Raw genomic sequence first — 23,277 nt, 5'->3', positions numbered from 1 at the left:
ATTTCATTTCTTTAAAAATAACGAAAGTGAAAGAGCATAACTCTTTCACTCTGCTTAATATTTCTAATTTGTATCAATCATGCTGACTAAATGCTGGGAAGATTACGCAGGAAAAATCGTTTAGTTCGAGGCGCAAAGTGCAGTGACTAGTGGGCCTAATTGCAATCTTTGCAACAAAGAAATAAACGATTTTAACCAGTAATATTCAGCAGATAGTTAGTGCGATTGATACCTAGTCTTTTCCAACGTGAAGGATTGCAAGGAAAGCTTCTTGAGGCAGTTCAACGTTACCGATCTGCTTCATACGCTTCTTACCTTCTTTTTGTTTCTTAAGAAGTTTCTTCTTACGACTGATATCACCACCGTAACATTTTGCGATTACGTTCTTACGCAGTTGTTTCACTGTAGAACGAGCAATGATGTGGTTACCAATCGCTGCTTGAATCGCGATATCGAACATCTGACGAGGGATGAATTCTTTCATCTTCTCTACCAGTAGACGACCACGAGACTGAGCAATATCTTTGTGCGTAATGATAGCTAGTGCATCAACTGTTTCGCCATTCAGCAGTACGTCTACACGTACCATGTTTGATGGCTCGTAACGTTGGAAGTTGTAATCCAATGATGCATAGCCGCGAGACGTTGACTTCAGACGGTCGAAGAAGTCTAGAACTACTTCTGCCATAGGAAGATCGTACGTCACAGCAACTTGGTTACCGTGGTAGACCATGTCTACTTGTACGCCACGCTTCTCAACACACAGTGTGATTACGTTACCTAGGTAATCCGAAGGTACCAGAATATTACAGCGTGCAATTGGCTCACGAATTTCTTCTAGGTCATTAACCGCTGGCAGTTTAGCCGGGCTATCAACGTAAAGAACCGTTTTATCTGTTTTTACAACTTCATACACTACTGTTGGAGCAGTTGTGATTAGGTCTAGGTCGTATTCACGCTCTAGACGCTCTTGGATGATCTCCATGTGAAGCATTCCTAAGAAGCCACAACGGAAACCAAAACCAAGTGCTGCTGAACTTTCTGGTTCAAAGAACAGTGATGCATCGTTCAGGCTTAATTTGCCTAACGCGTCACGGAAGTTTTCGTAGTCATCAGATGATACAGGGAATAGACCAGCGTATACCTGAGGCTTCACTTTTTGGAAACCAGGTAGACGTTCAGTGCTGCCGCCTTTTGCAAGCGTCAACGTATCACCAACCGGTGCACCTAGGATGTCTTTAATACCACAAACAACCCAACCTACTTCGCCAGTATTTAGCTCTGTAGTATCGATTTGCTTAGGCGTGAAGATACCTAGACGGTCAACACCCCATACTTGGTCTGTCGACATTACTTTGATCTTATCGTTCTTCTTCAGCTTACCGTTTTTGATACGAACCAAAGAAACTACGCCAAGGTAGTTATCGAACCAAGAGTCAATGATCAACGCTTGTAGAGGCGCTTCAGGATCACCTTCCGGTGGCGGGATTGCCGTCACGATGTTTTCTAGAACATCATCAACACCCAAACCTGTTTTCGCAGAACAGCGAGTCGCTTCCATCGCATCGATGCCAACGATCTCTTCGATTTCTTCAGCAACACGTTCTGGTTCAGCAGCTGGTAGGTCAATCTTGTTCAAGATTGGCACTACTTCCAGTTCCATTTCGATTGCTGTGTAACAGTTTGCTAGAGTTTGTGCTTCAACACCTTGGCCAGCATCCACTACAAGTAGTGCGCCTTCACAAGCCGCTAGAGAACGAGATACTTCGTAAGAGAAGTCTACGTGTCCAGGAGTGTCGATAAAGTTAAGTTGGTAAGTTTCACCATCTTTAGCTTTGTAATCTAAAGTCACACTCTGCGCTTTAATTGTAATACCACGCTCGCGTTCTATATCCATAGAATCGAGGACTTGAGCTGCCATCTCACGTTCACTTAATCCTCCACAAACTTGGATTAAGCGGTCAGAAAGGGTCGACTTACCGTGGTCGATGTGGGCGATAATCGAAAAATTACGAATGTGCTTCATAGGCTTGGTGTGACTAAACTCTTTGAATAGGGATAATAAGAAAGCCGCGACGCGTCCAATCTACAGTCAGCATTGGTGGCGGCATTTCAATCAAGTTGGCAGATTCTACCCAATTTAAGGGCAAGAAGCATCATAAATTAGACGAGAGACTCACCTAGGATTCGAATCAAGACGACTTCTTGCTTGGATTTGTCTTCCATGGGTTTGGCTAACCGCTTCGCTAAGGCAATCCCACCAGCAGTAAACAGTGCTGCACTTAAGATAACAATGCCCTCGCCCCCCTGGAGTAAGGGTTGTAACAAGAGTTGCCCAAAACCAGCACCAATCATCAACATGAAAAGTGGGATGAGATAAACAATCGCCGCCGACTGAAGTAGGCTTTTTTCTGGAAAGCCAATTTCTACGATTTGTCCAGCTTTGACTAAGCTTTTGGTTTTAAGCTGCCAAAACAAAGATTTATTGCCAACAGCCTTGGTCACAATACCCGTACCGCAGTTTTTTTGAGAAGAACAGCTGCTACAACTGGTTTGTTGTTCGCAGCTCAATTGAACAAAGTATTGCTTACCTTTTTGTTCAACCGAGCTAACGGTCGCCAGCGCGGTCATCATTGCGCTTGTACCGATTTATTAAATGTAACTGACTGAGCAATACGTTTTGCAGTTGCCGGCGGAATGTCACCAACCACAGAGATCTCTTTATCGCCAATCACTAAGCTGTGCAAGGTTCTACGCCCTTGACGCACCAGCTGCCCTTTCAATGAATGCTCATCTTTTTCCGCGATATAAACCGAAAAGTTAAACAGTCCATCACTGAAAAGCTGACTTTCAACCATTTTATCGGTCGCAGCCATTTGATAGCGGCTAAGCTCTTTTGATTTAAACCCTTCAGGAATCCACGACGCTTGCCAGTTAGTTTCACTCACTAAGCCTTCCGGTAATGATAAAACTTTCGGCAATTGAGCTTGGCTCAAGCCACCCATAGCCTCAGCAATCTTATCGTTCACCACGTAAGAGATAGTGCGGTACTGTTCAAGCACTTCGCCATCACGATCCAAAAGGTCGGCACGCAAAGGAAGATTCGTTTTTTCGTCTACCCAAACCACGTAAGAGTAGCGAAGGCCATCTTTCGGCACGACACGCAGCACTTGAGTGGTGCTACCTGCTTCACGAGAGCGACCAACTTTCACAAAGTCGTAGTACTGATTCAGAGATTCGATATCTCGATTAATCATCGGAATAACAGGCGCAACCATGCTGCCTGACTGAATCGTAAATGGCTCTGTACCCGGCTCGATGTAGCTAACTTCGTTGCCACGTCGAATGACTTCACGAACAGGGCCGCTTAGATAAACAAGGTGTGCAAGTTGTTGGTCGTCGTTAACCGCATGGCGATAAACAAGAGGCTCAATACTGCTCTTCTTTATCAAAATGTAGGAGAGTTCGTAATTTAGATGCTGACTGGCCTCGTTCATTTGATGCAACAAGGCCTTTGCAGTGGTTTCCTCTGCAAAGGCTGTTGGAGACATCAAGCTGAACAGTGTCAGTGCACTGACCAGGATTTTCTTCATTCAATGTCCGATTCTAGATGTGCATCTTGCATTGGCGATGCATCACTGTTTAATCTTAGCTGCAGCTCATAATCTTCTAACAATGCATGAACGCGTTTGCGCTGCTCTTGCAAGTTAGCTTCAGATGTTGGTTTCTCAACAGAGTCACGCGTTAAACTTACTGGTTCCGCAGAACCGGCAAATGGAATCGTCTGGAGTACAGGCAACTGCTCTGGTGCTGCAGGGTCGCTACCACCATATTGTTGAACACCTAATACAACGGCTAATGAAACACACGCTGCCACGGCAACTTGTCCAAACTGTTGTAACCACGCCGGAAGCTGACGCTTCGCTTGCTGAGGTTTAGGTTGCTCTTCAATTGGAGCAACAGTAGGTTCAACATTCACTTGGTGCAGGTTCGACATTGAACCATGTGCAGGCTCGTTCTCAAGCGCTGCCGCTACACTATTAGCAATGTTCCACTCTGGAGTTTCTGGCGAATCCCCACGCATAACATCACCAATTAAATGGTAACTCTGCCAAGTATCCATGCTTTCTTGATCAGATTCTAGATCTACAATGAGAGCTTTATCGATCGTTTCACCATCCATGAGTGCCGAAAGCTTTTCTTTATCAGCCATTATTTTCACCATAATTATTACAAGTTCTAGCGTTGCAAAAGAGGTTTGATTTTCTTTTCCACCGCTTCACGAGCTCGGAAAATACGCGAACGTACGGTTCCTACAGGGCAATCCATTACTTCTGCAATCTCTTCGTAGCTCAAACCTTCGAGCTCTCGCAACGTCATTGCAGTTTTTAAGTCTTCTGGTAGCGCTTCAATCGCTCCAAAAACAACTTGTTTCAATTCTTTAGACAGCGTTAAGTTCTCAGGGTTCGATATTTCTTTTAACGCGCTGCCTGTTTCGTAATATTCTGCATCTTCTGCATCTACATCGGTTGCTGGCGGCCTACGGCTTTGGGCAACGATATGATTTTTAGCGGTGTTCACGGCAATTCGGTATAACCATGTATAGAAGGCACTCTCGCCACGAAAGTTAGGTATCGCGCGGTAAGCTTTAATAAAAGCTTCTTGTGCTACATCAGGTACATCACCGGAATTATTCACGTATCGAGAGATAAGATTACAAACTTTGTTTTGATACTTAACCACTAGTAAGTTAAATGCCTGCTTATCTCCACTCTGAACTCGCTCAATCAACACTTGATCGGTTAGCTGCTCGTTCATTCGAGCGGGTACTCCTATTGTTATAACCCTCACCTTCACAGATATGGGTACTAATTATGCGAAATGTAGTATTGACACCACCGTCTACAAGAGCACTATTGTGACTAAGCCAAATACCGAAAGTTCCAACTTTCTTAAAATTATTTGCCATTATTGTTTCACAATGTGATGTAATAAAAATAGCTATCCCTATCAATTTGGGGAAACTTGAGCAAAAGCAATGGTATTGAGCAATTAAATATTTCTAGATAGCTGTCTATATATTGATTTTGCATAGCGTTTAAGGATGACTCTGGAGAGATTATAACAGTCTTAGCCAAACTCCTAAAACAAGACAAAGTCAATTGAGAGTGGACAACTCGACTATAGCCCGGGATTTAATAAGTTTTATGAACGCAAACCGTGAACATCAGTGTGATGTATTAGTGGTAGGAAGTGGTGCGGCAGGCTTGTCATTAGCCTTACGCGTAGCAGAACATGCAAAAGTAATTGTATTAAGCAAAGGACCACGCAGCGAAGGATCGACGTATTACGCACAAGGTGGTATCGCCGCGGTGTTCGATGAGTCGGACAGTATTGAGTCTCATGTAGAGGATACTCAAATCGCTGGGGCTGGGTTATGCGAAGAAGATACAGTTCAATTCATTGCTGAAAATGCGAAAGAGTGTGTGCAATGGCTGATTGATGGTGGTGTTCCATTTGATAAAGATGAGAACAGCACAGAAGGCCAACCAAAATATCACCTCACTCGTGAGGGTGGCCACAGTCACCGCAGAATTCTGCACGCTGCCGATGCAACTGGCATGGCGATGCAAACCTCACTACAAGATAACGTCAACAACCACCCAAATATCGAGATCTTCGAGCGCCACAATGCGCTGGATTTGATCACGGAAGATAAGATTGGTGGTTCAAAAGACAAGGTGATCGGTGCCTACATTTGGAACCGTAACCAAGAACATGTTGAAACCGTGCGCGCTAAGTTTGTTGTATTAGCAACAGGCGGCGCTTCAAAGGTTTACCAATACACCTCTAACCCAGATGTTTCTTCAGGTGATGGTATTGCTATCGCTTGGCGTGCGGGTTGTCGTGTGGCAAACCTTGAGTTCAACCAGTTCCACCCAACTTGTTTATTCCACCCAGAAGCGCGTAACTTCCTACTAACGGAAGCACTGCGTGGTGAAGGTGCTTACTTGCGTCGTCCAGATGGTTCTCGCTTTATGAAGGACTTCGATGAGCGCGGTGAACTGGCGCCACGTGATGTGGTTGCTCGTGCAATTGACTTCGAAATGAAGCGCTTAGGTGCCGACTGTATGTATGTTGATATCAGCCACAAGCCTGAAGAATTCATCACAGCGCACTTCCCGATGATCCATACTCGCTTGATGGACTTGGGCATCGACATGACCAAAGAGCCGATCCCTATCGTACCAGCCGCTCACTACACGTGTGGTGGTGTCATGGTGAATAAGCAGGGTCAAACCGACCTAACGAACTTGTATGCGATTGGCGAAGTGAGCTACACCGGCTTACACGGTGCAAACCGAATGGCTTCTAACTCACTGCTTGAGTGTGTGGTTTACGCATGGGCAGCAGCAAAAGATATCGTTGAGAACATCGACCAATCTCAACTGTGCGCTGAACTGCCAGCATGGGATGAAAGCCAGGTCACCAACAGTGATGAAGAAGTTATCATTCAACACAACTGGCACGAACTGCGCCTATTCATGTGGGATTACATGGGCATTGTTCGAACGGATAAACGACTAGAGCGAGCATTGCGTCGCATTCAGATGCTGCAACAAGAAACTCATGAGTACTACAGCTACTTCAAGGTTTCGAATAACCTATTAGAACTGCGTAACTTGCTACAAGTGGCAGAGCTAATGGTTCGTTGTGCAATGCAACGTAAAGAGAGCCGCGGCCTCCACTACACGTTGGATTACCCTGAACTTGCAGAAGACAGTGGCCCAACGATTCTGACGCCAGAGAAACGCCAATCATAATAATTGGTTAAACGTGCTTAGCGAATTAGCCGTCAGCGGAAAATGATTAAACGAAAGGGAGCCGAGTGCTCCCTTTTCTTTTGTCTAACGCTTTCTTTTATCTAATACTTTCTTTCATCGAATAGTTTGGCTTCTCTAGCGCGCTCGTTGTAAGTTCGCCAGAAAATGGCGATATTCTCGCTCGCAACAGCTGTCCCGCCAAAGCAGTACCGAGTGCCCACATTCAAACTGCAATTTAACGAAGAACTGCGCCCAGATCTTATCAACGGACTTGAGTCGGTAAGTTCGGTCATTGAGTCGAATATCACCATCCTCTCTGTAATCAAAACGCCCATAGACACTATTTAGAATCACATGATTGTTTCTGAACAAGCGGATCATTAAAGCTAAGCAATAAAGGCTGGCGGCAAGTGGAATAGAAGACAGGACGATGAAAAACAAAAGGCACCCAAAAATAGTGCCTTTTGCAAATAATGCGGAATACGAAGGGTTAAGCTGAAGCTTAACGAACCTTGCTGAGGTTGTGTGCGACAATTTTATCAACCATTGATGCATGGCCTAGGTTTTCACTGCGTCCGTGGCCCATTACCCAAGTAAACAAATCTGGATCATCACACTCTAATAGAGAAACAAACTCGCGCTGTTCCTGCTCTTGCAATGAATCAAAACACTCTTCGAAAAATGGCATGATGACTACATCAAGTTCTAACATGCCGCGACGGCAACCCCATTTAATTCGTGCTTTCTGCTCTGCAGTGTACATTGGCTATCCTCACCTATAATTTTTCTTTCTCGGAGTGTAACAAGTCATACGCCCTGCAACTACTATGTGAGTCACAGTCCCTATCTAAGCTCACAAAAAAACCTAGGCTGACAAAGAAACAGAACCGGATTAACATAGAGCCAAATAAAATTCTTAGGAAAGATAAAATGGATTGGAAAAACATATTTCAGCCACTCGCTCATACGCAAAATGAATCGCTTCCAGAACTGATGATGACACACGTATCAGACTGGAGTGCAATTACCATGATAGGCGATGACAAAAAGTCGTACCTACAGGGTCAAGTAACGTGCGATGTCGTCACTCTTCCTAATGATGAATCCACATTAGGCGCGCACTGTGATGCAAAAGGAAAGGTATGGAGTATCTTTCGTTTGTTCCACCACAACGGTGGCTACGCACTCATGCAACCTAAATCAGCGATTGAAGTCGAGCTCGTTGAAATCAAGAAGTACGCGGTGTTCTCTAAGGTCGATATCGAGCAAACGTCTGACGTTGTTATCGGTGTGATGGGTTCGTCAGCTAATCAATACATTGATTCTATTTCAGAAAGCCAAGGTAATGTGCGTGCTATCTCTGGTGGTACAGCGGTTCAAGTTGCAGATAACCGCTGGGCTCTACTTGTGACAGAAGAAGCCGCTGAAGCCTTGGTATCAAACAGCGCTGCGGAGAAAGTATCAGAAACACTTTGGCAATATCATGAAATTCTTGATGCTCAGCCTAACCTATCGAAAGCAGAGCAAAACGAGCACATCCCTCAAGCGCTTAACCTGCAAGCGATTGGCGGTATCAGCTTTTCAAAAGGCTGTTACACAGGTCAAGAAACGGTTGCTCGTGCTAAGTACCGTGGCATGAACAAGCGTGAGATGCGCATTGTTTCAGGAACGACAGCAGAGGTATTGTCTCTAGAGAACCCAATTGAACTAGAGCGTAGCGTGGGTGAGAACTGGCGTGGCGCAGGCCGACTATTAAACGTCTATCAATTTGCTGATAACCGAGCGATTGGTTTGATGGTACTGCCAAACAACCTTGATGACGATGTTCAGCTGCGACTGACCGCGCAGCCTGATCAAACATGGAATATCCTGCCACTGCCGTACAGCCTTGACGACGAGTAACCACGTGGAAACGCAGATTACACAATGGCTGGATCAACAGCAGGTGAATTATCGCCTGCTGATGCAAAGCAAGCCAACCACCAGCATTGAAGAAACTGCACAAGAGCGAGGCATCGACGCCTCTCAAATGGTGAAGTGCATCCTGCTCAAGGATATGGGCAACCAGTATGCGTTAGCCTGTACTGCTGGCGATCGCTCTGTCGACCCCAAGAAAGTACGCTCGGTACTGAATTGCCGTCGAATGACCTGCGTGTCGCTCGCTGATGTTGAAGCGATCACCGGTTTTAAAGTGGGTTGTGTTGGTCCGCTCGCTCTCAAGAGACACATGCCGATCATTTTTGATCCTTCCATTCAAAACAACTCGACCGTAACCATTAGCTCCGGCGACCGAATGGCTGGCGTTGCGCTGGATCTCAATGATCTTATGGCGCTATGTGCACCGACCGTCGCGGACATCAGTCGATGATCGTTTAGATCATGCTTCGCAAACTTCATTTTAATATTTCATTGAGTACATTTTTAGTGTGAACCTCGTCATAAGAAGAACACACCATTAATAAATAGTTACTCAAAATAAAAGCATAAGTAGTCACAAAGTTAAATTTGCGTTATTGTAAATTTACTGACTAGCTATTAAGCAAATCAGTGCAAGTGAATCCACTGAGTAACATCAGTATCCACTTTTGTGTAATGCATCTGTGACTATTCGCCCGTTTTAGACGGGCTTTTTTTTGTCCGAAATTTACAATTTGATTACACAAACAAAAAAATCCCGCCTATTCTTATACTTGTAACATTATCACTGCTTAATACTGAACAGAAAAGTTCACGGCAGTTCACTACTCAGTATTATTTTGGGGAGGAGCTCACGTAAAAATAGATATTTACTGAAGAAAGTGCTTAGAACAGCACAAATATCTAATTAACGTCAACGCTACTGCATATAACTCCATGCTTATCACAATTATTATCTCGGAGTTTTTCTATAATATGCAGGCTAGGTAAATATAAGGATAATTAAGAATGAGACTGTTTAAGCGCTATACACCGAGTATGATTGCTAAACATGTAAGTCGACTTTTCAAAGGACGAATCTACATTTACGGCGTAGGAAAATTTGAGTTTGATAACGGTAAGCTAGTGCTACCAGACCGAGCAGAAAAACGTCACTTTCAAACAGTGAAAGAAATAAATAGTGAAATCATGAAACTGCGCTGCGCGTACGCATGACCTGATTATCTACAGAATTAAAAACAAAAAGGGTTGGCATTATGCCAACCCTTTTTTCGTACCAATTTTCGTATCAATGATGATTCGATATACCACCAGAACACTATGTCATTATCGATGAGTCACTGGACGCTTAGCTAAGTCAGGAAGATTGCCAGACAAACCCAGTGCGCGCTTCATGATCTCATCTTTCGCACCCGGTAATTGGCCCGCAAGCTTCATACCAATGCCACGAATCAGCTTCTTAGCTGGGTTATCGCCTTCAAACAGATCTTTAAAGCCCTGCATTGAAGCAATCATTTTCGCCGCCTCTGCTTTTCTCCAGCGCTCGTAGCCGCGAAGATTACGCTTGGTGCCAATGTCTTCACCCGCAGACCATAGCTTTAACAGCTCTTGCGCTAGGCTTGCTGCGTCTAATAGGCCAAGGTTCACGCCCTGCCCTGCTAATGGGTGAATGGTATGAGCAGCATCACCAACCAAAGCCACACGCTCTACCGCAAAGTCACGCGCATAACGCATGCGCAGTGGGAAGGCAAAACGGTCACCAACCACTTCACATAAGCCCAGCTTTGCATCGAACTCAGCTGTTAACTGCTTGTTGAATTCAGCATCCGACATTGATACGAGGTTCTCGGCACGATTTGGTTCCGTAGACCAAACAATCGAGCTCATGTTGCTTGGTTGCATTGGTAGGAATGCCAATGGGCCTTGAGGCGTGAAGATTTGACGAGCAACGCTGTGGTGCGGCTCTGTGGTTTTGATGTTCGCGACAATCGCACTGTGTCCGTAATCCCAATGTGTTAATGGGATATCTTGCTGCTTACGAACCCAAGAGTTTGCGCCGTCTGCTCCAACAACTAACTTAGCTGTCAGTGCTTGACCATTGTCCAATGTTAACCAAGCTTCACTTTCACCAATCGCCATCGTTTTACACGTTGCGGGCATATACAGGCTGACGTTGTCTTGTTTCTTAACCTGATCAAGCAGCGCTAATTGAATCACACGGTTTTCAACTATATGACCAAGATTAGGCTGAGCCAAGCGTGTCGAGTCAAACTCAATACGAGCGAAACTGTCTTGTTCCCACACTTCCATCGCTTGATACGGTGCAGCGCGTCTTTGTTCGATACCTTGCCATGCACCTAGATTACGAAGAATCACTTCACTAGAACGACTCAACGCGGATACACGCACATCAGGCAGCTCACTCAGCCCTTCACTAGGCGCTCTGCCTTCAATGACAGCGATTCTTAGGTCACTGTCTTTTAGGGCAGCAGCAAGCGCTAGGCCAACCATGCCACCACCAACAATCGCGATATCAACACTTTGCATCATTATTTATTACCTTATCTTTCTACTAGGCCAAGCGTATGACGCAAAAGTGGACCTTTAAGTGGTGGAAGGTTATCTATTACGGCTAACCCAAGATTACGCCCAATGCGAGCGGTCATATAATCGTTTGAGAACAGGTGAACTAGGCTTGAAGTCAACGTGATCGTTGCGTCTCGGTCTTGTTCTCTACGCTTTCTAAAGTTAACAAGACCACGGTAACGACCTACATCATCTAACTGGGTACACAACTCTTCTGCCAAGGAAGCCACATCTCGGATGCCTAGGTTAAAGCCTTGCCCCGCAATTGGGTGAAGCGTTTGAGCAGCATTACCAACAATGGCAAATCGATGAGAGATATTTTGCTGTCGGTGACGAAGAATCAGAGGGTAACTCGCGCGCTTGCCGACCTTCTCTAATCGGCCAAGTCGCCAGCCAAAGTCATTCTGCAATTGCTCAAGAAATTCATTGTCGTTTAGCGTCATCACTTTTTGTGCTTGCTCTGGTGTTAAACACCAAACCAGCGATAAACGGTTGTCACTCATCGGTAATAGAGCAACTGGCCCATGATGGGTAAAACGCTCAAATGCGCGACCTTGGTGAGGTTCACTCGCCACAATATTGGCAATCACAGCGACTTGCTCAAAGTCATGCTCACTCAATGAGATATTGAGCTGTTGGCAACAGGTTGAGATTGCACCGTCAGCAGCAACCAGTAACTTAGTGGTTACTGTTTGCCCACTTGTCAGTTCAATCGTCGTCAACGCTTCTTCACGTTCAACTTTACTAACAGACTCAGGACAAAGCATGGTAATTGCCGCTTCTGATTCAAGTTTCTGCTGATAGATTCGACCCACATCTGCTAACTCGACCACGTAGCCAAGCGCATCTACAGCAAGCTCTTCACTGTAGATGTCTGTCATTCCGGCATGCCCGCGATCCGAAACATGGATATCTTTAATCGGGGTCGCGACCGGAGCGATAGATTGCCATAAGCGCAAAGAATCCAGGATCTGCACCGTGCCATAGGACAAAGCAATCGAACGAGAATCAAACCCAGGGTGAGCTTGATGATCAACCTGATAAGGCTCCACTACCGCAATCGACAGTGAACCTTGGCTTAGGTGATTCAAAGCAAGGGCTAAGGTTGCCCCTGCCATTGCGCCACCAGCAATTACAACATCATACTGAGCCATCATAACCTCAAACCGGCCAACGAATTAATGAATGGTAGGCGCCGCATCTTCAGATGGGCGAGCACCAAATTCAGCATGAATCGTTAGTGCACACGCTTTTACGTGCTCAATAACGTGCTCTAGAAGCTGCGCTTGCTCTTCCAGATCATCTTCTTCGTCAATGCCTAGCTTAGCCATCTCTTCTAGATCAGCTAATGCTTCTTTTGTACTGTCAGACGCTTTGTTCAATTGAGCGCCAACCAAGCCTAGACCAGTAATGAAATGGTTAATCCAATCAGACACACCATCAGCCAAGTCAAATAGGCTTGCGCTTGCGTCTTCGTCAGGCAGCAACATAGACAATTCCATACCCGAACCTGTGATTTCACTGGTCGTTACTTTCAGTGTCGCTTCCGCTAGCGTTAATGCGCGATCTGGCCAACCCATGCCTTCATTGGTGTAATCGAAGATCAGTGGTTGCCAGCTTTTATCTGCAAGGCTTAAGCCTCCGCTTAACATACCCGTTAATAAACCGTGCATCTCAGCAGGGGTTACGGCTAGACTTGCCGATTGAAGTTCAGTCGCAACCGTTAGGTAGTCAGGTAAAGTAGTTTCGCTCATCAGATAGCTCGCTCAGTTATTCTTTATATCGATAGTATAATCGTACCACTTCACCCCAATTCTGGTAAGCATCGATCCCCGGCAATTGAAGGATGACTGACTACCAATTGTTCAATTTGCTGAATTACTGTGTGCTCAAGCTCTCATTTACAAACAGTCACTCTGAAAAGCTTGAATCTTAATAGCGGTTTACCTATAGTTTCTCCCTCAGAGGAGATTGCTTCCTCATCGGTACTTGCACTTTTTCTTTCTCAAAAAATGGCGAAGGGCAACAGCCTTAAAATAGCGCGTTAAAGAGTTCATCCATCATGAGTAATCAAGCGGTAGACGTTGAAATATTAGGAAAACTGACTCGAGTGAATTGTCCACCAGGGCAAGAAGAGTCATTGATTGCAGCGGCGGCCGATCTTGATAATCGATTGAAAGAGATGGCTGAACGTACTAAGGTAACCAATGAAGTGAAGCTGCTGACTATCGCAGCTCTGAATATTTGCTACGAATTACAAACCAAGAAGTTTGAAGCAAATGATGAACAAAACGCACTGACCGAGCGAATGGAACAGCTCACGACATCACTTTCAGATGTCCTCAGTAAAGTTAAGCACGGACAGCAATAGCGTACACAAAATTTACCCTGGAGTGTTTGTCAGAGGATTCACGTCCCCGAGCCGATAAGCAATCCCTAAGGGTTAGTACTTGAGTGCTATTGAGCATGCTCGGCCCGACCGAGAAGCCTACGGTAATCATTGCTGATCCGCCTTGAACTCGCTGGTTCAAGGGCCATCTATTCTCAACGGCACTTTGGGGTATCCCTTCTTATGAAGACGCTCACACGCAGCGAATTTCGCAAACAGATCCGTATCAAACGCAATGCCTTATCTGGCGACCAACAAACTCAATCCGGTATCGACTTAGTTAAGCAGTGCATGCAGCTTGATGAAATTCAGTCTGCTCAGCATATTGCCCTCTATATCTCTATCGATGGCGAACTCGATACTCAGCCTTTAATCGAATGGTTATGGGCGCAAGGTAAGCAAACTTATTTACCAGTATTGCACCCCTTCTCTGCCGGGCACCTGCTGTTTTTACACTACTCGCCAACCACACCGACGGTCTTGAATAAGTACGGTATTGTCGAACCTCAGCTCAATCAAATGCTGGTTAAACCTTGTCAGCAACTCGACCTTATTCTTACGCCCCTTGTCGGCTTTGACTCCCATGGCCATCGTTTAGGTATGGGCGGCGGATATTACGATCGCACCTTGGCAAAGTGGTTCGAGACGGGCGAAGGTGCAGCTCCTATTGGTTTGGCTCATGATTGCCAACATGTTGATACGCTACCGATTGAAGAATGGGACATTCCGTTACCTAAAATCGTGACTCCGAGTAAAACTTGGCAATGGGAAAGCAACCATTAAAGCGCTATAATCGCGCCGCAAACGTTAACCTCGATATAGAAACGTTAACTCAATATCTAAACGTTAACTTCATCATTACGCAAACGATCAATTCAAAGCGCAAGACCTTATTCAGGAGAATGGCATGACTCAAGATGAAATGAAAAAAGCAGCTGGCTGGGCAGCACTTCAATATGTTGAAGAAGGCAGCATTGTAGGTGTAGGTACTGGCTCTACAGTAAATCACTTCATCGACGCACTAGGCACAATGAAAGACAAAATCAAAGGTGCGGTTTCAAGCTCTGTTGCTTCAACGCAGCGACTAGAAGAGCTAGAGATCAAAGTGTATGAGTGTAACGATGTCGCTAAGCTAGACATCTATGTTGATGGCGCAGATGAAATCAACCCAACTCGCGATATGATCAAAGGCGGCGGCGCTGCTTTGACTCGTGAAAAAATCGTAGCGGCTATCTCTGATAAGTTTGTGTGTATTGTTGACGGTACTAAAGCAGTTGATGTGTTGGGTAAATTCCCACTGCCTGTTGAAGTAATCCCAATGGCACGTTCATACGTGGCACGTGAGTTGGTTAAGCTTGGTGGTGACCCAGTTTACCGCGAAGGCTGCACAACCGATAACGGCAACGTGATCCTAGATGTGTACGGCATGGCGATCGAAAACCCGAAACAACTAGAAGATATCATCAATGGTATAGCTGGTGTGGTGACGGTTGGTCTGTTCGCTCACCGTGGTGCTGATGTGGTTATCACCGGCACGCCTGAAGGTGCAAAAATCGAAGAATAAATAATAGAAGATTGAGTTTTTCTGTTACTTCATTACATACGGTGCCCTAGGGCGCCGTTTTTTTTGCTTTATTGCTGTAAAATTATGTCTTATTCCGTAATTTTCTTACCCAAAACATTTTTTTTTTGTTACTTTATTGTTCAGAAGACGCACAGAGAAAACGTTTGTCTCCTAACAAAGTGGTGAATTTGTTCCCCTTTCAGCCATTTTGTAGCACGTGCGCCGCATTTGCCCAACCTTTCCATTTTAAGGACGAGAACAATGGCCAAAGTTTCACTGGAAAAAGAAAAAATTAAAATTCTACTTCTAGAAGGTCTTCACCCTTCTTCTGTAGAAGTACTGCAAGCCGCTGGTTACACAAACATTGAGTACCACAAAGGCTCGCTACCGGAAGATGAACTTCTTGAAGCAGTAAAAGATGCTCATTTCATTGGTATTCGTTCTCGCACTAATATCTCCCAAGAAGTTATTGATGCAGCTGAAAAGCTGGTTGCCGTCGGTTGTTTCTGTATTGGTACTAACCAAGTCAACCTTCAAGCAGCAGCAAAACGCGGTATCCCTGTGTTCAACGCACCGTTCTCAAACACTCGAAGCGTTGCTGAGCTCGTTCTTGGTCAGGTTCTATTGCTACTACGTGGCATTCCAGAAAAGAACGCGCTTGCACACCGTGGCATCTGGAAAAAGAGTGCCGACAACTCTTACGAAGCCCGTGGTAAGCGTTTAGGTATTATTGGCTACGGTCACATCGGTACTCAACTGGGTATTATTGCTGAAAACCTTGGCATGCGTGTTTACTTCTACGACATTGAAAACAAACTGTCTCTGGGTAACGCAACGCAAGTTCATACCATGACGGAATTACTGAACAAGTGTGACGTAATCTCTTTGCATGTACCTGAAACCAACGAAACAAAAGACATGATGGGTAAAGAAGAGTTCGAGCGCATGAAGCCTGGTTCTATCTTTATCAACGCAGCTCGTGGCACGGTAGTCGATATTCCTGCTCTGTGTGGCGCTCTGGAGTCTGGACACCTTGCAGGTGCGGCTATTGATGTTTTCCCAACAGAACCAAAAACCAATGCAGACCCGTTTGAGTCTCCATTAATGCAGTTCGATAACGTGATCCTAACGCCTCACGTGGGTGGTTCAACTCAAGAAGCACAAGAGAACATTGGTGTTGAAGTTGCTGGTAAGCTAGCGAAATACTCTGATAACGGCTCTACGCTATCAAGTGTTAACTTCCCTGAGGTATCACTACCACTGCATACTGGAACGTCTCGTTTATTACACATTCACGAAAACCGCCCAGGCATCCTAACTCAGATCAACACCATCTTCGCTGAGGAAGGGATCAACATCGCGGGTCAATACCTACAGACTGCGGCTGATATGGGTTATGTCGTTATCGATGTAGAAGCCGATCGCTCTGAAGAAGCACTGCTTAAACTGAAAGAGATCGAAGGCACAATCCGTGCTCGTCTTCTTCACTAATCATCACACTCAAAATGCATAAAAAAGGCTCTCATCATGAGAGCCTTTTTAGCATTTGGCCTATCGTAGGTAATTAGGTCGTCATGATCCAAAACCTTCTATAGCACTGTCATTACTCTTCGATCTGGTAGATCACATTCACGCGATCACGAATGGTGATCGTTGAGTCTTCATAAGAGTTCGATTCTGTTCTTGCATCCATCGCCATTGAACGCATGAGTACTGGCTGAGAAGATTGGGCGTTGTAATCCACGCGCCATACATCACCTAACTCGCGCTCAAAACCACTCGCCAATGATTTAGCTTTTGATGTCGCATCTTTAATGGCTTCTAAGCGCGCTTGCTCTTGATACTTAGCTTGGTCGCGAACTTGCAGTTGGATGTTGTCGATCTGATTAATGCCTTCTCCAATCGCAATATCCATGTACTCATTAAGATTAGCTAGCTCAGTCACTTGAACGGTCACATTACGTGAGGCGCGGTAGCCAACCAGTTCCGGTTTGCCATCTTTCGGGTAATGATATTGAGGAGATAAATACAGGTTAGAGCTGTGTACACTCGCCTCATCAACACCAGCTTGATGTAGCTTGTTTAGAAAGCCTGTCACGACTTTATCAACGGTATTTTTAGCCTGTTCAGCAGTCATCGTCGATTCCACGACTCTCACAGAGAATGTCGCCATATCAGGTGTAGCGATCACTTCACCATAGCCTGTCGTTGAAATATGAGGAAAGGATGGAGAGTCAGCCAATGATGGAAAACTCACAGCACTCAACGCCGCAGTAAGAGTAAGAGACGTTGCTAACATCTTTGGTACAAGCTTCATTAGGTATGACCTATGCTAAACAAATGTCCTTTCATCATAGAGCAATTTATCGTTTAGCCAATCCAGAGCACACACTTCTAACAGAACTTTGACGCTGAAAAAACCAACAGTTTACTGAGGTAAGTGATTGTGAGCAAAACTCAATATTGCTTGGGATACCTCTTTTAATACTCCGCTCTCAAGCTGCCAATGGTGCCAATAGATGCGATAAGAGAGCAGAAAGCCAGGGGTAATATCAATCAGAGCACCAGACTCGAGCTCATCGATAATCTGTAATCGGGGGATCAAGCAATAGGCTACACCCGATAATGCCAAGCGCACAAATGCTTCTGAACTGCCGACTGTATGATTGATCACACTGTCTCTCGGGACGTTAAAATGATCATGCAGAAACTTCTTATGCAGATCATCGTATTGATCATAGGAAACCGCAGGTGCTTTGCTTAAGGTGGCGTAGTTTACGCCCTCTGCAAAGTAACGCTGATGAAAGTCAGGGCTAGCCACGCACACATAATCCATCCTACCGAGATAGTCAGCACTGCAGCCAGGAATCGCTTGAGACTCCAAACTGATTGCACCGGCCACCTCGCCACTTTTAATCTTTTCAATGGTTCTCGACTCACCATGAATCGCGAGGTTCAACTCGACTTGGCGAGACTTAATCACATCCGACAAAGCTGGTAGCAACCATGTCGCCAAACTATCAGCGTTGGTGGCTATGGATATCGATAGTGGTTGATTACCCTCTTCATTCATCAACTCAGGCACAAGCTCGTGCTCTAACAAACGAACACGGCGATATAAGCCCAGTAGTTTTTTACCCGCAGGCGTTGGCCTAGGCGGGCTTTCTCTCACCAAGGCTGGCTGAGCCAACCACTTTTCCAGCTGTTTGATGCGTTGAGATACCGCCGACTGGGAGATATATAACTGCTCAGCAGCCCTTTCGAAGCTACGTTGTTTTACTACAGCATCCAGTGCTTCAATCCATTTATAATCCAATCCGCGCATCAATTTGCTTCCTTTTTAAGCTAACTCATCACCACATTAGCAACTCTAATAATGGATTAAAATCATTAATTATACTTATTTAAAGGGTCAGAGTATCTTCGCCATATAGCACGTAAATATCGTTAAATAAGTGGAGGTTAAAATGAGTTTTTGGGTTTTATTACAAGGTTTTGGTCTAGGGGCAAGTATGATTATCCCTATTGGCGCTCAGAATGCGTACGTCCTAAATCAAGGGATAAAACGCAATCATCATTTAACGACAGCAACGATTTGTAGCCTGCTCGATACTCTGTTTATCTCATTAGGCATTTTTGGCGGCGGAGCGATCTTGTCGCAAAATGAATTACTGCTTACCTCAGTGACACTAGGTGGCATCGCTTTTCTGACTGTGTATGGTTTGCTCTCACTACGCAGTGCATTCAAAGTGCGCACCAGTGATGAGTCGAAAGGTGAGATATTAGCGCGTGGCAAGCGCACCGTTATTTTAGGGGCATTGGCAGTAACAGTATTAAACCCACATCTCTATTTGGATACCGTGGTAATTCTTGGATCCATTGGTGGGCAATTTGAAGGCAACGACAGAATTGCATTTGCTATGGGGACTATATTGGCTTCGTTCGTCTGGTTCTATTCTTTGTCATTAGGCGCTGCAAAACTAGGCCCGACGCTATCTAAACCTAAGGTTAAGAAAGGCATTGATATCGCAGTCGCAACCATGATGTTCGCCATAGCAACGGTGCTTACCGATGGACTTATTGAGCAATACTGGTAAATCTATTTAGCTTCATGAAACCAACAAAAAAGGCGGATAACCTAAGTTATCCGCCTTTCCTTATAAAAGCTTATAGTTATAAAAACTAACTAGGAATTAAGCTTCTACTTTATTCATGTGTACATCCATTTGCGGGAATGGAATTTCGATACCCTCGTTATCCAAGCCTTCTTTGATTGCTTGCATCAGGTCGAAATAAACATTCCAGTAGTCAGCAGTGCTAACCCATGGACGAACAACGAAGTTAACTGAAGAATCAGCAAGCGTATGAACACCAACTTGAACGCCAGGTTCTTTCAGTACACGCTCATCAGATTCACAGATCTTAGTCAGTAGCGCTTTTGTCTTCTGAAGATCAGCGTTGTAAGAAACACCAATCATTAGATCAATACGGCGCGTCGCATGACGAGAATAGTTTGTGATTGGGCTGCCGATAACGCTACCGTTAGGTACTACAACCATTTTGTTGTCTGGCGTTGTTAGAACCGTTTGGAAGATTTGAATAGAATCAACTGAACCTGCCACACCACCAATTTCCACATAGTCACCAGACTTAAATGGACGGAATGCAACGATAAGTACACCAGCAGCAAAGTTAGATAGTGAGCCTTGTAGTGCAAGACCAACGGCTAAACCAGCCGCACCAATAACAGCAACTACAGATGCCGTTTGAACACCTAAACGACCAAGTGCAGCAATTAAAACAATCACAAACAACAAGTAACGAACTAAACCATGGACGAACTCCACAACTGCTCGGTCCATTTTCTTCTTCTGAAGAACCTTAGACACGCTATTCGCTACTGCTTTAACAATAAGGTTGCCAATAAATAGAATTATCAGTGCTGAAATGATATTTACGCCATATTGGATAAATAAATCTGAATTATTTGTTAACCACTGCTCTGCTTGAGACAAACCATCCACAAGTGGAGTCTCAATCGCTGTCGAACTATCAGCCATAATGTGCATCCTCTATATAATATGCTATGGGCTAAACTGCCTTAAGCCTCATTTACTCTGCAATATAATAAACAGTGTAATTACCGTTAAGTCATTGTGTTAAAAGTAAATTAAAGCCAAGTCCTTTTTATAAACTGAACCAAGTTCAGTTTTTCGGCACGATATCCTATCTTTGACAGATTGCAAAGTCATATTTATGTAAGCTTTTGAATTATTAAAACTTACCGATAAACACAAATACCGATAACTAAAAGACTACGAAATTTATTCACCGCACGCTAGGTTTTTCACATATTTAGTACAAGTTTTTATCAGATATAAAAAAACCCGCTCAATGAGCGGGTTTTTAAAACTTAAAGAGTACTTAATTCAAAGAATTATAGTACGTCTACAGCGTTAAGGTCAGCAAATGCTTTCTCTAGACGAGCAACCATTGAAGCTTGACCAGCACGTAGCCATACGCGTGGATCGTAGTACTTCTTGTTTGGAGCAGCTTCGCCAGTTGGGTTGCCGATTTGACCTTGTAGGAAATCGAAGTTGTCAGCAGAGTACTGACGGATACCGTCCCAAGTTGCCCACTGTGTATCAGTATCGATGTTCATTTTGATAACACCGTAGCCGATAGACTCTTGGATTTCTGCTTCAGAAGAACCAGAACCACCGTGGAATACGAAGTTTAGAGCGTTAGGTGCGATACCGAACTTCTCTGCACAGTATGCTTGAGAGTCACGTAGGATAGTTGGAGTAAGTACAACGTTACCAGCTTGGTAAACACCGTGTACGTTACCGAAAGATGCAGCGATAGTGAAACGTGGGCTAACAGCCATTAGTTTCTCGTAAGCGTATGCTACGTCTTCTGGAGAAGTGTAAAGCTCAGATGCGTCCATATCAGAGTTATCAACGCCGTCTTCTTCACCACCAGTACAACCAAGTTCGATCTCGATTGTCATGTTCATTTTAGCCATGCGCTCTAGGTACTTAGCACATGTTTCGATGTTCTCTTCTAGAGACTCTTCAGAAAGGTCTAGCATGTGAGAAGAGAATAGAGGCTTACCAGTTTGTGCGAAGAACTCTTCACCAGCGTCTAGTAGACCGTCGATCCATGGAAGAAGTTTCTTAGCAGCGTGGTCAGTGTGCAGGATAACTGGAACACCGTAAGCTTCAGCTACAGCGTGTACGTATTTTGCACCAGCTACAGCGCCAAGAACTTGTGCGCCTTGACCTTCAAGTTTAACGCCTTTACCTGCGAAGAATGCAGCGCCGCCGTTAGAGAACTGAACAACTACTGGAGCTTTAACTTTAGCAGCTGCTTCTAGTACTGCGTTTACAGAGTCAGTACCAACAACGTTTACAGCAGGAAGAGCAAATTTGTTTTCTTTTGCTACTTCAAATACTTTCTGTACGTCATCGCCAGAAATCACACCAGGTTTTACAAAATCGAAGATCTTAGACATGGAAATAGTCCTATTTATTCTATCGTTTTAAGATTAAAAAACTTAAGTTTAAAAACTTGCAATCGTTTGCTCACAACTTATGCCATTCTAGCAAAAAAGTGTGATATGCAGCAAACGTTAAAAGGCGAGATTCACATCTCGCCTTTCTAAATCAATTATGCTTTAGCACGCTCTTCAAGCATTGCTACTGCAGGAAGTACTTTACCTTCAACGAATTCAAGGAAAGCGCCACCGCCAGTAGAGATGTAAGAAACGTCAGCTTTGATACCGAACTTATCGATAGCTGCTAGCGTGTCACCACCACCTGCTACAGAGAAACCTGCAGACTCAGCGATTGCTTTAGAGATACCAGCTGTACCCGCTTCGAAGTTCTTGAATTCGAATACGCCTACAGGGCCGTTCCAAAGGATTGTTTTCGCGTTGCCGATGATTTCAGCTAGTGCCGCAGTTGAATCTGGACCAAGGTCGAAGATCATGTCGTCGTCTTGAACTTCAGAAACGTGCTTGATTTCAGCTTCTGCGTTTTCGTCGAATGCTTTAGCACATGCAACGTCAGTTGCTACTGGGATAGCACACTCTTTCATTAGCTTTTGAGCCGTTTCAACTAGGTCAGCTTCGTATAGAGACTTACCTACGTTGTGGCCTTCAGCAGCGATGAATGTGTTCGCGATACCACCACCAACAACAAGCTGGTCAGCAATTTTAGAAAGAGATTCTAGAACGGTTAGTTTAGTAGAAACTTTAGAACCACCAACGATAGCCACTAGTGGGCGAGCTGGGTTGTCCATTGCTTTACCAAGCGCTTCAAGCTCAGCAGCTAGAAGAGGGCCAGCACATGCTACAGGAGCGTAAGTACCAACGCCGTGTGTAGAAGCTTGAGCACGGTGAGCTGTACCGAATGCATCCATTACAAAGATGTCACATAGTGCAGCGTATTGCTTAGAAAGTGCTTCTTCGTTCTTCTTCTCGCCTTTGTTGAAACGAACGTTTTCAAGAACAACAAGTTCACCAGCGTTTAGCTCTAGGCCGTTTACGTAATCTTTAGCTAGTTTAACTTCGCAGTCTAGTGCGTCGTTTAGGTAGTTAACTACAGGAGCTAGAGAGAACTCTTCGTTGTATTCGCCTTCAGTAGGACGACCAAGGTGAGAAGTAACCATTACCTTTGCGCCAGCTTCTAGGCAAAGTTTGATAGTTGGTAGAGATGCAAGGATACGTGCATCTGAAGTTACTTTACCGTCTTTTACTGGTACGTTTAGGTCAGCACGGATAAATACGCGTTTACCTGCAAGTTCCAGGTCAGTCATCTTGATCACAGACATGATTTGTCCTCTCAAATTTAAATAAATATAAAGTTTTGGAAACTCAGCAACCCTGCTAAGCCTATAAATTATTCAACTGGTAATTCTTTCACTACTAATAATATGTGGACTCTTAGTATTTATTTCAAGCTAAAAAATAAATAATCCGCACATTTGCTTCTAGG

Annotated in this window: 24 protein-coding genes and 1 other RNA gene; 10 read left to right on the top strand and 15 right to left on the bottom strand. The window is 44.6% G+C overall.

The features are described from left to right. Nucleotides 1-232: 232 nt before the first annotated feature. From lepA to rpoE, 5 genes are all read right to left on the bottom strand, one after another. Nucleotides 233-2,026, bottom strand: a complete 1,794-nt coding sequence (gene lepA, locus AB4185_RS00305; protein ID WP_017059045.1) for a translation elongation factor 4 — start codon at nt 2,024-2,026, stop codon at nt 233-235. A 137-nt stretch (nt 2,027-2,163) separates the two neighbouring features. Further along, nucleotides 2,164-2,634, bottom strand: a complete 471-nt coding sequence (locus AB4185_RS00300) for a SoxR reducing system RseC family protein (RefSeq protein WP_017059046.1) — start codon at nt 2,632-2,634, stop codon at nt 2,164-2,166. Then, nucleotides 2,631-3,593 carry a sigma-E factor regulatory protein RseB gene (rseB, locus tag AB4185_RS00295; protein WP_017059047.1) on the bottom strand — a complete coding sequence of 321 codons (963 nt, stop codon included), beginning with the start codon at nt 3,591-3,593 and terminating at the stop codon, nt 2,631-2,633. The genes AB4185_RS00300 and rseB overlap by 4 nt, the downstream gene beginning before the upstream one ends. Continuing rightward, on the bottom strand, nt 3,590-4,213 hold the full coding sequence (locus tag AB4185_RS00290; RefSeq protein ID WP_102427893.1) for a sigma-E factor negative regulatory protein: 624 nt from the start codon (nt 4,211-4,213) through the stop codon (nt 3,590-3,592). The genes rseB and AB4185_RS00290 overlap by 4 nt, the downstream gene beginning before the upstream one ends. A 26-nt stretch (nt 4,214-4,239) precedes the next feature. Continuing rightward, complete coding sequence (rpoE, locus tag AB4185_RS00285; protein ID WP_008223963.1) at nt 4,240-4,818, bottom strand: RNA polymerase sigma factor RpoE; 579 nt, start codon at nt 4,816-4,818, stop codon at nt 4,240-4,242. A 389-nt stretch (nt 4,819-5,207) separates the two neighbouring features. Between rpoE and nadB the strand changes: the two genes are divergently transcribed. Next, a complete protein-coding gene (gene nadB / locus AB4185_RS00280; protein WP_017059049.1) occupies nt 5,208-6,824 on the top strand; it encodes an L-aspartate oxidase in 1,617 nt (538 codons plus the stop codon). Nucleotides 6,825-6,959: 135 nt separating this feature from the next. Here the strand turns inward: nadB and AB4185_RS00275 are convergent, their stop codons facing one another. Both AB4185_RS00275 and AB4185_RS00270 read right to left on the bottom strand, forming a co-directional pair. Continuing rightward, nucleotides 6,960-7,379, bottom strand: coding sequence for a protein YgfX (locus tag AB4185_RS00275; protein WP_324295273.1), 420 nt, complete (start codon nt 7,377-7,379; stop codon nt 6,960-6,962). Continuing rightward, nucleotides 7,327-7,587, bottom strand: a complete 261-nt coding sequence (locus AB4185_RS00270) for a succinate dehydrogenase assembly factor 2 (RefSeq protein ID WP_004735374.1) — start codon at nt 7,585-7,587, stop codon at nt 7,327-7,329. Before AB4185_RS00270 ends, AB4185_RS00275 begins: the two co-directional genes overlap by 53 nt. Before the next feature lie 167 nt (nt 7,588-7,754). Here AB4185_RS00270 and ygfZ point away from each other — a divergent pair, with 167 nt between their 5' ends. From ygfZ to AB4185_RS00255, 3 genes are all read left to right on the top strand, one after another. Continuing rightward, nucleotides 7,755-8,726: a tRNA-modifying protein YgfZ gene (ygfZ, locus tag AB4185_RS00265; protein ID WP_017070455.1), complete on the top strand. Its 972-nt coding sequence runs from the start codon at nt 7,755-7,757 to the stop codon at nt 8,724-8,726. A gap of 4 nt (nt 8,727-8,730) precedes the next feature. Then, nucleotides 8,731-9,192, top strand: coding sequence for an aminoacyl-tRNA deacylase (locus AB4185_RS00260; RefSeq protein ID WP_029235114.1), 462 nt, complete (start codon nt 8,731-8,733; stop codon nt 9,190-9,192). Between the two features lie 557 nt (nt 9,193-9,749). Continuing rightward, complete coding sequence (locus AB4185_RS00255) at nt 9,750-9,956, top strand: DUF1107 domain-containing protein (RefSeq protein WP_009847660.1); 207 nt, start codon at nt 9,750-9,752, stop codon at nt 9,954-9,956. A gap of 111 nt (nt 9,957-10,067) precedes the next feature. Here the strand turns inward: AB4185_RS00255 and AB4185_RS00250 are convergent, their stop codons facing one another. The 3 genes from AB4185_RS00250 to AB4185_RS00240 are packed head-to-tail and all read right to left on the bottom strand — an operon-like array spanning nt 10,068 to nt 13,081. Continuing rightward, nucleotides 10,068-11,291, bottom strand: coding sequence for an FAD-dependent 2-octaprenylphenol hydroxylase (locus tag AB4185_RS00250; protein WP_017063203.1), 1,224 nt, complete (start codon nt 11,289-11,291; stop codon nt 10,068-10,070). Nucleotides 11,292-11,302: 11 nt separating this feature from the next. Continuing rightward, nucleotides 11,303-12,481 carry a 2-octaprenyl-6-methoxyphenyl hydroxylase gene (gene ubiH, locus AB4185_RS00245; protein ID WP_017059054.1) on the bottom strand — a complete coding sequence of 393 codons (1,179 nt, stop codon included), beginning with the start codon at nt 12,479-12,481 and terminating at the stop codon, nt 11,303-11,305. A 24-nt stretch (nt 12,482-12,505) separates the two neighbouring features. Beyond that, nucleotides 12,506-13,081, bottom strand: a complete 576-nt coding sequence (locus AB4185_RS00240) for a YecA family protein (protein ID WP_017059055.1) — start codon at nt 13,079-13,081, stop codon at nt 12,506-12,508. Between the two features lie 308 nt (nt 13,082-13,389). On the opposite strand from AB4185_RS00240, the gene zapA reads away from it, so the two are divergent. The 5 genes from zapA (at nt 13,390) to serA (ending at nt 16,771) form a co-directional block, all read left to right on the top strand. Beyond that, nucleotides 13,390-13,698, top strand: coding sequence for a cell division protein ZapA (zapA, locus tag AB4185_RS00235; RefSeq protein WP_004735366.1), 309 nt, complete (start codon nt 13,390-13,392; stop codon nt 13,696-13,698). A gap of 11 nt (nt 13,699-13,709) precedes the next feature. After that, nucleotides 13,710-13,893: non-coding RNA, 6S RNA (gene ssrS / locus AB4185_RS00230), on the top strand. A gap of 6 nt (nt 13,894-13,899) precedes the next feature. Then, complete coding sequence (locus AB4185_RS00225) at nt 13,900-14,499, top strand: 5-formyltetrahydrofolate cyclo-ligase (RefSeq protein WP_065584112.1); 600 nt, start codon at nt 13,900-13,902, stop codon at nt 14,497-14,499. 124 nt (nt 14,500-14,623) lie between these two features. Beyond that, nucleotides 14,624-15,280, top strand: a complete 657-nt coding sequence (rpiA, locus tag AB4185_RS00220; RefSeq protein WP_017059057.1) for a ribose-5-phosphate isomerase RpiA — start codon at nt 14,624-14,626, stop codon at nt 15,278-15,280. A gap of 261 nt (nt 15,281-15,541) precedes the next feature. Beyond that, nucleotides 15,542-16,771: a phosphoglycerate dehydrogenase gene (gene serA / locus AB4185_RS00215; RefSeq protein WP_017059058.1), complete on the top strand. Its 1,230-nt coding sequence runs from the start codon at nt 15,542-15,544 to the stop codon at nt 16,769-16,771. 112 nt (nt 16,772-16,883) lie between these two features. Here the strand turns inward: serA and AB4185_RS00210 are convergent, their stop codons facing one another. Next, nucleotides 16,884-17,597 (bottom strand): oxidative stress defense protein, encoded by a 714-nt coding sequence (locus tag AB4185_RS00210; RefSeq protein WP_017059059.1) that lies wholly within the window; start codon nt 17,595-17,597, stop codon nt 16,884-16,886. 111 nt (nt 17,598-17,708) lie between these two features. Then, on the bottom strand, nt 17,709-18,605 hold the full coding sequence (locus tag AB4185_RS00205; protein ID WP_017068706.1) for a LysR family transcriptional regulator ArgP: 897 nt from the start codon (nt 18,603-18,605) through the stop codon (nt 17,709-17,711). Nucleotides 18,606-18,747: 142 nt separating this feature from the next. On the opposite strand from AB4185_RS00205, the gene AB4185_RS00200 reads away from it, so the two are divergent. After that, a complete protein-coding gene (locus AB4185_RS00200) occupies nt 18,748-19,377 on the top strand; it encodes a LysE/ArgO family amino acid transporter (RefSeq protein ID WP_017059061.1) in 630 nt (209 codons plus the stop codon). A 96-nt stretch (nt 19,378-19,473) separates the two neighbouring features. Here AB4185_RS00200 and mscS read toward each other — a convergent pair whose 3' ends face one another. From mscS to AB4185_RS00185, 3 genes are all read right to left on the bottom strand, one after another. Then, nucleotides 19,474-20,340, bottom strand: coding sequence for a small-conductance mechanosensitive channel MscS (mscS, locus tag AB4185_RS00195; protein ID WP_017063201.1), 867 nt, complete (start codon nt 20,338-20,340; stop codon nt 19,474-19,476). Nucleotides 20,341-20,717: 377 nt separating this feature from the next. After that, entirely contained in the window at nt 20,718-21,794 is a 1,077-nt protein-coding gene (fbaA, locus tag AB4185_RS00190; protein ID WP_010435694.1) for a class II fructose-bisphosphate aldolase, read from the bottom strand. 155 nt (nt 21,795-21,949) lie between these two features. Continuing rightward, on the bottom strand, nt 21,950-23,113 hold the full coding sequence (locus AB4185_RS00185; RefSeq protein ID WP_017059064.1) for a phosphoglycerate kinase: 1,164 nt from the start codon (nt 23,111-23,113) through the stop codon (nt 21,950-21,952). Nucleotides 23,114-23,277 lie beyond the last annotated feature (164 nt).

Origin of the sequence: Vibrio sp. 10N.286.48.F5 (genome assembly GCF_041469785.1) — a bacterium.
Taxonomy (GTDB): domain Bacteria; phylum Pseudomonadota; class Gammaproteobacteria; order Enterobacterales; family Vibrionaceae; genus Vibrio; species Vibrio crassostreae_C.
This window is presented reverse-complemented; position numbering and strand designations above follow the sequence as displayed.